Source organism: Rhodothermaceae bacterium (assembly GCA_009838195.1).
In the GTDB taxonomy this organism is placed as follows: domain Bacteria; phylum Bacteroidota; class Rhodothermia; order Rhodothermales; family Bin80; genus Bin80.
On the sequence record VXSC01000003.1, the window covers coordinates 1 to 10,219 of the forward strand.

General features: G+C 55.2%; 4 protein-coding genes, 2 tRNA genes and 2 rRNA genes. 2 read left to right on the forward strand and 6 right to left on the reverse strand.

Annotated features, from left to right (window positions below):
• The 4 genes from F4Y64_00705 to F4Y64_00720 form a co-directional block, all read right to left on the reverse strand.
• Positions 1 to 1,999, reverse strand: a 23S ribosomal RNA gene (locus F4Y64_00705); the annotation flags it as partial.
• Positions 2,000 to 2,166: 167 nt separating this feature from the next.
• Positions 2,167 to 2,239: transfer RNA gene (locus tag F4Y64_00710), tRNA-Ala, on the reverse strand.
• A 32-nt stretch (positions 2,240 to 2,271) separates the two neighbouring features.
• Positions 2,272 to 2,345 (reverse strand) — tRNA-Ile (locus F4Y64_00715).
• Positions 2,346 to 2,430: 85 nt separating this feature from the next.
• Positions 2,431 to 3,963 (reverse strand): 16S ribosomal RNA (locus F4Y64_00720).
• 528 nt (positions 3,964 to 4,491) lie between these two features.
• Here F4Y64_00720 and F4Y64_00725 point away from each other — a divergent pair.
• Entirely contained in the window at positions 4,492 to 5,139 is a 648-nt protein-coding gene (locus F4Y64_00725; GenBank protein MXX96129.1) for a PASTA domain-containing protein, read from the forward strand.
• A 237-nt stretch (positions 5,140 to 5,376) separates the two neighbouring features.
• On the opposite strand, the gene F4Y64_00730 is transcribed toward F4Y64_00725, so the two are convergent.
• Together F4Y64_00730 and F4Y64_00735 are read right to left on the reverse strand one after the other, a co-directional pair.
• Positions 5,377 to 5,850 (reverse strand): bifunctional pyr operon transcriptional regulator/uracil phosphoribosyltransferase, encoded by a 474-nt coding sequence (locus F4Y64_00730; protein ID MXX96130.1) that lies wholly within the window; start codon positions 5,848 to 5,850, stop codon positions 5,377 to 5,379.
• Between the two features lie 12 nt (positions 5,851 to 5,862).
• Entirely contained in the window at positions 5,863 to 6,264 is a 402-nt protein-coding gene (locus tag F4Y64_00735) for a hypothetical protein (protein ID MXX96131.1), read from the reverse strand.
• 670 nt (positions 6,265 to 6,934) lie between these two features.
• On the opposite strand from F4Y64_00735, the gene F4Y64_00740 reads away from it, so the two are divergent.
• Positions 6,935 to 10,117, forward strand: coding sequence for a S8 family serine peptidase (locus tag F4Y64_00740; GenBank protein ID MXX96132.1), 3,183 nt, complete (start codon positions 6,935 to 6,937; stop codon positions 10,115 to 10,117).
• Positions 10,118 to 10,219 lie beyond the last annotated feature (102 nt).

Below are 10,219 nucleotides of genomic sequence, written 5' to 3' on the forward strand. Positions count from 1 at the left end.
GAATTTCGCTACCTTAGGACCGTTATAGTTACGGCCGCCGTTTACCGGGGCTTCAGTCGTGAGCTTCGCTGCAAGCAGCTAACCCCCTTCCTTAACCTTCCGGCACCGGGCAGGTGTCACTCCCTATACATCATCTTGCGATTTAGCAGAGAGCTGTGTTTTTGTTAAACAGTCGCTTGGGTCTTTTCACTGCGGCCTCCCCCCGCTTTTAATAGAGGGAGGCGCTCCTTCTCCCGAAGTTACGGAGCAATTTTGCCTAGTTCCTTAGCCACGGATCACTCGAGCGCCTGAGGATACTCTCCTCGCCTACCTGTGTCGGTTTACGGTACGGGCACCTTGAGCAGAATACGACGCTTTTCTTGGCAGCATACTTGGGGCCACTATGCGTTCGTCCGAAGACTCCCGCTACTGTCGTGGTTCAGCCTTAGCGGACGGGCGGATTTGCCTACCCATCCAGCCTACGCACTTCAACGCACATCCGTCTGTGCGCGGACCTTACGCTTCTGCGTCACGCCTTACTCTATTGCTTGTTGGTGGTACGGGAATATTGACCCGTTTTCCATCGCCTACGCCTTTCGGCCTCGGCTTAGGTCCCGACTAACCCTGTTCCGATTAACGTTGAACAGGAACCCTAAGGCTTACGGCGGACAGGTTTCTCACCTGTCTTATCGTTACTCATGCCTACATTTTCTTTTCCAGAAGCTCCACAGCACCTCGCAGTACTGCTTTGCCGCCGCTGGAATGCTCCCCTACCGCTTCCGATAGGAAACCCGGAGCTTCGGTGCCAGTCTTAATGCCCGCAAATTTTCGATGCCGGATCGCTCGACCAGTGAGCTATTACGCACTCTTTAAATGAATGGCTGCTTCCAAGCCAACATCCTGGTTGTTTCAGCAATCCGACCTCCTTTGATCAACTTAGACTGAACTTGGGGACCTTAGCTGTCGGTCTGGGTTGTTCCCCTCTCGGACATGGACCTTAGCACCCATGCCCTCACTGCCGCAAAACGTAGTATCGGCATTCGGAGTTTGTCTGGGGTTGGTACCCGGTGAAGGGCCCTAGCCCAATCAGTGCTCTACCTCCGATACACTATTGCGACGCTGTACCCAAATACATTTCGGGGAGTACGAGCTATTTCCGAGTTTGATAGGCCTTTCACCCCTACCCACAGGTCATCCGGGCACTTTTCAACGTACTGCGGTTCGGGCCTCCACGTGGTCTTACCCACGCTTCACCCTGCCCATAGGTAGCTCACTCGGTTTCGCGTCTACCCCCACTGACTGTGGCGCCCTATTCAGACTCGCTTTCGCTACGGCTTCGTGCCAGAAGCACTTAACCTTGCCAGTGAGGTGTAACTCGTAGGCTCATTATGCAAAAGGCACGCCGTCACCATCCTTATCCAAATGAATGGATAAATCAGGCTCCGACTGGTTGTAAGCGCATGGTTTCAGGTACTATTTCACTCGCCGACTAGGCGTTCTTTTCACCTTTCCCTCACGGTACTGGTTCACTATCGGTCACGGATTAGTATTTAGCCTTACCAGATGGTGCTGGTAGCTTCCCACAAGGCTTCTCCGACCCCGTGGTACTCAGGGACATCGCTAGGATCATTTGTCTTACGCGTACAGGACTTTCACCTTCTTCGGTTCCGCTTTCCAGCAGGATTCCTCTTCAACGCCTGATCCATATTGCAAGCCCTACAACCCCGATGCAGCCGAGACCACATCAGTTTAGGCTGTTCCCCGTTCGCTCGCCACTACTTGGGGAATCACTATTGTTTTCTTTTCCTCCGGGTACTTAGATGTTTCAGTTCCCCGGGTTCGCTTCCAAGGGCCTATGTATTCAGCCCAGGGATGACACTCAGAAAGTGCCGGGTTGCCCCATTCGGAGATCCACGGATCCGAGCTTGTTTGCAGCTCCCCGTGGCTTATCGCAGCTTATCACGTCCTTCATCGCCTGCCCGTGCCAAGGCATCCACCATGCGCCCTTTCTTGCTTATTACCTTTGAGATTTTACACAAGTCAGGTTCGCGAGAACTCCCGGTGGAGGAGTTCTCTGCGCTCGTTTACGCTCGGACGAAAACCATATAGGCTTTCGTCATTTCTGCGTGTTGTTCATATTGGCGAATATCATCATGTCAAAGAACTTGGATCAACCTTCGATCCTAGTGGAGTTAGCCGGATTCGAACCGGCGACCCTCGGTATGCAAAACCGATGCTCTACCATCTGAGCTATAACCCCTCGCATTTAAGGACCGTATTGGGCCTGCGGGGTGGGGCTGGGAGGAGTTGAACCTCCGACCTCACGCTTATCAGGCGTGCGCTCTAACCACCTGAGCTACAGCCCCTGAAATGCGGGATCTGTCCACTTGCAAAACCAGGGGAGAGTATAGCGAGTCCTGCCGATTCGGAAGACTGTTGTCTCAAGGCTCTCTTTAGGAGGTGATCCAGCCGCACGTTCCCGTACGGCTACCTTGTTACGACTTAGCCCCAGTCACTTAATTTACCTTCGGCCGCTCCCTCCAAGGTTGGGTCACGGACTTCGGGTACCCTAAGCTTCCATGGCTTGACGGGCGGTGTGTACAAGGCCCGGGAACGTATTCACCGCGTCGTTGCTGATACGCGATTACTAGCGATTCCGGCTTCATGGAGTCGAGTTGCAGACTCCAATCCGAACTTGGAGTGATTTTATGGATTGGCTCCCTCTCGCGAGGTGGCTGCCCATTGTATCACCCATTGTAGCACGTGTGCAGCCCCAGGCGTAAGGGCCATGATGACTTGACGTCGTCCCCACCTTCCTCACTGCTTGCGCAGGCGGTTTCACTAGAGTCCCCGGCATGATCCGCTGGTAACTAGTGACAGGGGTTGCGCTCGTTGCGGGACTTAACCCAACATCTCACGACACGAACTGACGACAGCCATGCAGCACCTCGCGATCGACCCGAAGGAGGATCCCTTTCAAGACCTGTCCGACCGCGTTCGAGCCTGGGTAAGGTTCTTCGCGTTGCATCGAATTAAGCCACATGCTCCACCGCTTGTGCGGGCCCCCGTCAATTCCTTTGAGTTTCACTCTTGCGAGCGTACTCCCCAGGTGGGATGCTTAACGCGTTAGCTTGGGCGCTGACCCCACAATGAGGGCCAACACCGAGCATCCATCGTTTACGGCGTGGACTACCAGGGTATCTAATCCTGTTTGCTCCCCACGCTTTCGTGCCTCAGCGTCAGTACTCGTCCAGTCGCCCGCCTACGCCTCTGGTGTTCCTCGTGATATCTACGCATTTCACCGCTACACCACGAATTCCAGCGACCTCTCCGAGACTCAAGAACGGCAGTTTCAAAGGCAGTTCCACGGTTGAGCCGTGGGCTTTCACCTCTGACATACCGTCCCGCCTACACACCCTTTACACCCAGTGAATCCGGACAACGCTTGCACCCTCCGTATTACCGCGGCTGCTGGCACGGAGTTAGCCGGTGCTTATTCATACGGTACCGTCAAGCCTCCCTGAGGGAGGTGTTCTTCCCATATAAAAGGAGTTTACGCCCCATAGGGGTGTCTTCCTCCACGCGGCGTGGCTGGGTCAGGCTTTCGCCCATTGCCCAATATTCCCTACTGCTGCCTTCCGTAGAAGTCTGGCCCGTGTCTCAGTGCCAGTGTGGCTGATCGTCCTCTCAGACCAGCTACGGATCGTAGCCTAGGTAGGCTATTACCCTACCTACAAGCTAATCCGACGCAGGCCCATCCTTGAGCGTCCGAAGACTTTCATCACACATCATGCGATGTGCGACAGCATGCGGTATTAGCCACCGTTTCCGATGGTTATTCCCCACTCGAGGGCAGGTTGCCTACGCGTTACTCACCCGTGCGCCACTGTACTTGCGTCCCGAAGGACGCGTTCTCGTTCGACTTGCATGTATGAAGCCCGCCGCCAGCGTTCGTCCTGAGCCAGGATCAAACTCTCCGTAGTTAGAGATTTTGAACTTTTTATGTGAGCACTTATAGCACACTCTTCCTGACTAAATTTGGATTGGCTGTTCCATAACAGAACAACCGGATCCTTGTCTGAATCGACAAAGGACTCGCTATACTCTCAACCTGTCAAAGAACTGTGCCTGCCCCAAAAGGCAGGAGTACCAACGTACGGAATTTTTTTGACTAAAACAAATCTGTGAGGATCCCTGTTTTTCTTTTTTCTCTCCAGCTATAAACCGTGGCACCAGATCCTGCGGTGACGCGTAAAACCGGAAGTTGAAAACAGGGAAAGAACAGACTGGCTAAGCAGTAATTCCGCTATGCTGATCATAGCAAAGACCGCGTCTAACTGTGCCAAAAAATCCGTTGTTCCCAAAATTTCCCGTTTTTGTGATTTTTTTTTATTTTTTTCCTGAGTCCCTGTGAAACGCCTCCCTCTACGGAAGAATCCTTACCTCAAATGGGGCGCAGCACTGCTGATAGTGGTGTTTTTTGCACTATACCTCACGGTTGACCAAGTCATCATGCCTCGAGTCACGCGCCAGAGTGAGGTGGTTTCCGTTCCTGATTTTCGGGGCATGCCCATTTCTGAAGCTCTTTTGGCGATTGATTCTGTCGGACTTGTATTTGGCGACACCACTTCTCGGATCGGGCCGGACAGTCTGCAGGGCTTGGTTGCAGTTCAAACCCCACGCCCAAGTGCATCCGTAAGGCCTAGGCGACGAATCTATCTCTCCATCTATCGTGGATTAGAACAGGATGTAGTCGTTCCTGATGTGAGCACACAATCCCGCCGCAATGCGCGGCTGGCGTTGAGGGCCGCGGGCCTGATCGTCCACGAAGAGCCTGATACGATTCCCAGCCCCGATCCTGGTGCGGTGACGCGCACGGACCCGGTCGCGGGATCTCTTGTCCCCCGGGGGGACAGCGTCACGGTCTGGTATGGGCGCGGCTTGAACCTAAATCGACTTGTCGAAGTGCCTGATGTAGTCGGGCAGCGCCATCACACAGCCGACAGCCTGCTTCGCGCTTTGTTTTTTTGGCCTCGCTTACTGGATCAGGAGGGAGATCCCGACAATCCCCTGATTCTACGACAGTCCCCTGAACCGGGAGAACTCTCGCCGGAAGGATCGGACATCCGCTTGTTTACGACTGCCGATTCCTTGGATTAGAGATTAATGGCGGCAGCGAATCTTCAAACTGATCGCATCTTTAGGGTTGTGGAACTCAAGGGGACCCCGGCTGGCGACCATGCAAGAAATCCGACTGCCGAATGGATATGGCAATCCCTGAAGACTAGGTTGTCGGTCCGTTGATGCACTAGCAGAGACAATGACGCGTCAAAAGGCCCCTACATACCTCTGATACGATTCGATGCCCAGGTCCTAAAGATTAGCACGGACTTGGATTTACTCGGTGAGGTACACCGATAGGCCCTCTTCTGCATCCACATCTACGCGCTCGCGGTATTTGGTTTGCAGCTTGCGTCCGACATAATCAGGTTGCAACGGCATTTCGCGATGCCCACGGTCTATGAGAACCATTAACTGAATTCGGGCTGGCGATCCCATTTCACATACAGCTGCAACCGCGCGGTGCGCGGTTCGACCCGTGTAAAGAACGTCATCAACAATGACCACTACCTTCCCGGTCACATCCTCTGGTTTTTGGCTCGGATCCTCTAAATCCAGCGGAACAGGAACCACACTGCGCCCCGCGATCTCACTGATATGTCGTGCAAGGGCTTGGGCCACAAGAATCCCCTTCGGCACGACCCCAAACAGAACCAATCCTTCAGTGCCCTGATTCCGCTCGTCCACCTCACAGGCGAGGCGTGCAAGTGTTCGTTCAATCCGCTCTTTACCAAGAATCAGTGTGTGCATAAACGGGGCACACTAATTCTGAAACATCGCCTTGATACTGCCCCAGCTCCGTGGAATAGCCGTGGGAGTATAGTTTACTTTGCTCTCCGCTATCCGTTGCCGTAGGCCATTGGTCAATACCGCCTCCAGACGATAATCAACGGTCGCTGCCGGCGACTTGTAAACCTTGTCATCGCGCACCCTGTACGGGGTGTTCACCCCATGCACGGAGATATCCGAAATTTTTGAAAAGTCCTCTGCTTGGCCAGACTTCCGAAAGAGTTCGTACGTTTTGACATCTGTCTCCTCCTGTGCTTCCCAGGTAACCGTAATCACCCCGGCATCGAACTCCGTGTTAAAATAACGGAGCCTAACCGACAGGAAGCTGGACGCAACCAGGAAAACCGCTGCCAAGAAAAACAATGAAACGCGCATACACGCCTGCAATTACTCTGGAAAGAATTCGTTCCCTTTGCTCAGGAACTCCATACCCTTATACACCAGAAGGCTGTCATGTAACCAATCCGGCTGCCCTCTACGGGATTCATCATGCATTGCTTGGGGGTTAATATAAGCCGCGCATCTCTTCTTAACAAGATCCGAGGAGATTACAGCCTCCGTTCATGGGTTTCTTCCACTTTCGTTGCTTGTACGAAGCCTCTGTTTTTCGCTTGACCCTATATGAAATACCCATCGATCCCCTCTGGAACGACGGTGCCGACAGCCTAATTCGAGTCCAAGCTCCGCCCACAGGCTGGAATCAGTGTTTAATTTACCCCGGACTGCTGGCTCTCATCTACGATGGCATCGCAACTGTGTACGTAGACCTTATTAACCGGAACCGTTTTGTCGCAATATTGCGTACCTTCACGTGGTGCGCATTTTAAATATTCACTTGGAAATGGGACCATTGAGTTCCAGAAAATCGACAATTGCTACGCCTTTCACCCCGCTGTTGGCGATGCCAAGAAGGCTAGTTGTTGGTGGTAACGGCGGAGAGTACGTTGCTGACGGCTCCCGGGAAAGGAAGAATCAGGTCAGGCTCGTTGTGACACGACTGTAGGAGTTGTATGGGGCACGGATAACTTCGTCCAAGCGACTGTCCATGATGCGCTTCCCGAAATCTCTTCACTTGTCCAAGCCCTTACCGAGAGCAGGCAGGTCTGCCGAGAGACTTGACAGGGTAACCACGCGCGTATTTCGGGCTATCTTGATACTGGTGATAACATCTCTGCGTACGGCGCCCATGCTCACAGCACAAGTTGCGCCAGAGCATGAGCCGAACGTGATCGTTGTACAGTTTTCACCAGAGGTCTCGTTCGCAAACAAGTCCAGCAGCACGGGACTCCAGACCTTTGACCGTATGGCAGCGACCCTCGGTGTACACACGATTGAGCGTGTGTATCTGTTTCTGGATCATGTGGTGCCAACGCCGAAGACGCGTCGCAATCTAATGGCGCTGCGCCGCACGTATTATGTGCGGTATCACGCCGATGCAGCCCCCAGGCTCGTGGCAAAGCAACTCGACGGCGTGCCGGGCGTGGTCTATGCAGAGCCTGTCCTAGTCAACCACACGTCGGCATTGACCACACGGGAACATGCAGACCCTGATGATCCGAGATTTGGAGGGCAGACGCACCTACGGCACATGTACTTGCCTGAGGCATGGGAAGTGGTTAAAGGTGAAAACCGGTCGCCCCGGGTCGTGATTGCGATCGTGGACACGGGTGGAGAGTGGCGCCACGAGGATCTTGTGGGCAACGTCTGGACCAATTCGGATGAGATTCCAGACAATGGCGAGGACGACGACAACAATGGATTCATAGACGATGTGCACGGCGTCGATTTTAACGACCACGATGACAACGATCCAACACCGCCTTCCCTTGATAATTATCATGGCACCGCCAGCGCGGGTTCAGCGAGTGCGGTGACCGATAACGGTGTGGGCATAGCCGGTCCAGCATGGAACGCCGAGATCATGCATATCTCAGGCTATAGCTATGAAGGCATCTTATATGCAGCCGTGAACGGAGCGGACATCATCAACGCGAGCTGGGTTAGTGGAAGGTCCGGGACGTACCAATCCCTGTTCAGGCTTCCTGACCAAACTCTGAATCTAGCCACGGATATGGGTGCTCTCGTGGTGGCAGCAGCCGACAACCAAGGCCGCAACAACGACGTGCATCCGATCCGTCCAGCCGGACATCCGCGCGTGCTGTCTGTAGGAGCTACAGAAAAAGATTCGCGGGTTAAGGCGGATTTCTCGAACTACGGAAAGCTGGTAAACGTTTTTGCCCCCGGCGTTTCCATTCCGTCGACGTATCGTAACAACGGGTACGATCTGTATGGCGGTACGTCAGCTGCCTCGCCGCTGACGGCCGGTGTGGCGGCCTTGGTGAAGACGCGGTTTCCCGAAATGACACCGGATGCGGTGCGGGAACATGTGCGACTAACGAGCGAGAACATAGACGCGGAAAACCCGGGACTGGCGGGGCAACTGGGTCGGGGATACGTAAACGCGCTTGCAGCGGTCCAAGAGCCTACCTTGCCCGCCGTCCGCCTGAAGAGATGGAGTTGGACGGATAGCGATCGAAACCGCAAGATTGCTTCCGGCGACAGAGTGACCATCACAGCTACGATGGTGAACTACCTCATTGACGCCCGGCAGCTCTCCGTTGGTCTCGTCGGCGCTGAGCCATACGCGTTTCTGGATATGACACTGGCTGAGTCTTACGTCGGATCCCTGGCCAGCGGCGACTCGGTCATAGTCCGTTTCGAGTTTGCGGTAACCACGAACGCGCCCGCCAATCAATGGGTCCGCCTCTACACGCGCGTACGTGAGGGGGCGCATGCGGACGGGCCGGACATGATTAGCCTTCGCATCAATTACGAACTCGATTCCGTTTACGAGAGTCTGAGCGCGTTGTACAGGGCGACGGGTGGCGATAATTGGAACGACAACGACAAGTGGGACTTCACAATTATGCCTACGGAGGACGAACTGTACCGCTGGCACGGGGTCGATCTCTTCAATGGTTTTCTGATCTGGCTGTTTCTGAGTTACAACAATCTAACGGGCGAGATTCCGGCGCAATTGGGGAACCTCCTGCATTTGCAAATGCTGAACTTGTCGAATAACTCGCTTTCTGGTGAGATTCCGAGCGAACTGGGTGATCTCTCGCAGTTGCAGCGGCTGAATCTGTCGCGCAATACTCTGACCGGACCGATCCCGCCCGAATTGGGTGATCTCTCACAGTTGCGGAGGCTGGAGATGCATGAAAACGCTTTGACGGGAGTACTGCCGAGGAGTCTCCTGCAACTGGACAAGCTTGAAACCTTCTACTTTGGCGGCCAGGATCTGTGTGCGCCAAAGGACAACGAATTCCAGGCGTGGCTAAGCAGCATTCGATACGTAGATGGTCCCACATGTACGGCGCTGCAGTTTGCTGACGGAATTGCAGACCACACTTTCACAGAGGGTGCGGCAATCGTAGAGATTGTGCTTCCCGAAGCATCCGGAGGGCAACTGCCCTACGTCTACACATTGGAACCGGCACTGCCTGCCGGTCTCATTTTCGAGGACAGCTCGCGGACGATTAGTGGCGTACCGGCGGAGGGTGCCGCTGCCGTGCTTTACACCTATTCCGCCGTGGACAATGGCGGAGCCTCCGTGAGCCTGACGTTCACCCTTGCGGTGGCAGCAGCGGTTTCGTTTGAAGACGCAGTGGCAAACCAGTCCTATCCGCGTACCCATCCGATTGCCCCCTTGGCACTGCCCGAAGCTGTTGGCGGCGTGCCGCCGATTGGCTATGCGCTGACTCCAAAGCTGCCGGCAGGAATAAGCTATGACGCATCCACGCGTACGATCAGCGGGACGCCGAGGCAGGTCACGGCGGCCCCCGTGCCGTACACATACAAGGCGATCGATACCAACGGGTCTGCGGACAGTTTGCACTTCAATATTGAAGTGTATTCGCCGGTGGCTGTCGAGCGCGAGGTGTTGCCGGAAATGTTTGCCGTGCGCGGCAATTATCCCAATCCGTTTCGGCAGTCGACGCGCCTGGTGTTTGATCTTCCCTGGTCGGCACGCGTGACGGTTGAGGTGATGGATGTGGCGGGCCGTCGCGTGTTAACCGTACCTGCGGAGAGTCTTCCCGCCGGGTGGAGACGCGGCATTGAAATAAGCGGAAGGGCCCTGCCCTCGGGACTGTACCTGTACCGCCTCATAGTAACGTCGCCCGAGAGCACATCCACGCACGCGGGCCGCCTCCTGCGCATCAGGTAGCGGGGGGGGGGGGGCGGGGCCGCCGCGGCCCCGCGGGGTTGGGGGGGCGGGGGGGGGGGGGGGGGCGGGGGGGGGGGGGGGGGGGGGGGGGGCGGGGGGGGG

Bases quoted from the DNA above. Each gene is read 5' to 3' on its own strand.
- F4Y64_00730 (MXX96130.1), bottom strand. From the start codon at position 5,850: ATGCACACACTGATTCTTGGTAAAGAGCGGATTGAACGAACACTTGCA.
- F4Y64_00735 (MXX96131.1), bottom strand. From the start codon at position 6,264: ATGCGCGTTTCATTGTTTTTCTTGGCAGCGGTTTTCCTGGTTGCGTCC.
- F4Y64_00740 (MXX96132.1), top strand. From the start codon at position 6,935: ATGATGCGCTTCCCGAAATCTCTTCACTTGTCCAAGCCCTTACCGAGA.
- F4Y64_00725 (MXX96129.1), top strand. From the start codon at position 4,492: ATGCCTCGAGTCACGCGCCAGAGTGAGGTGGTTTCCGTTCCTGATTTT.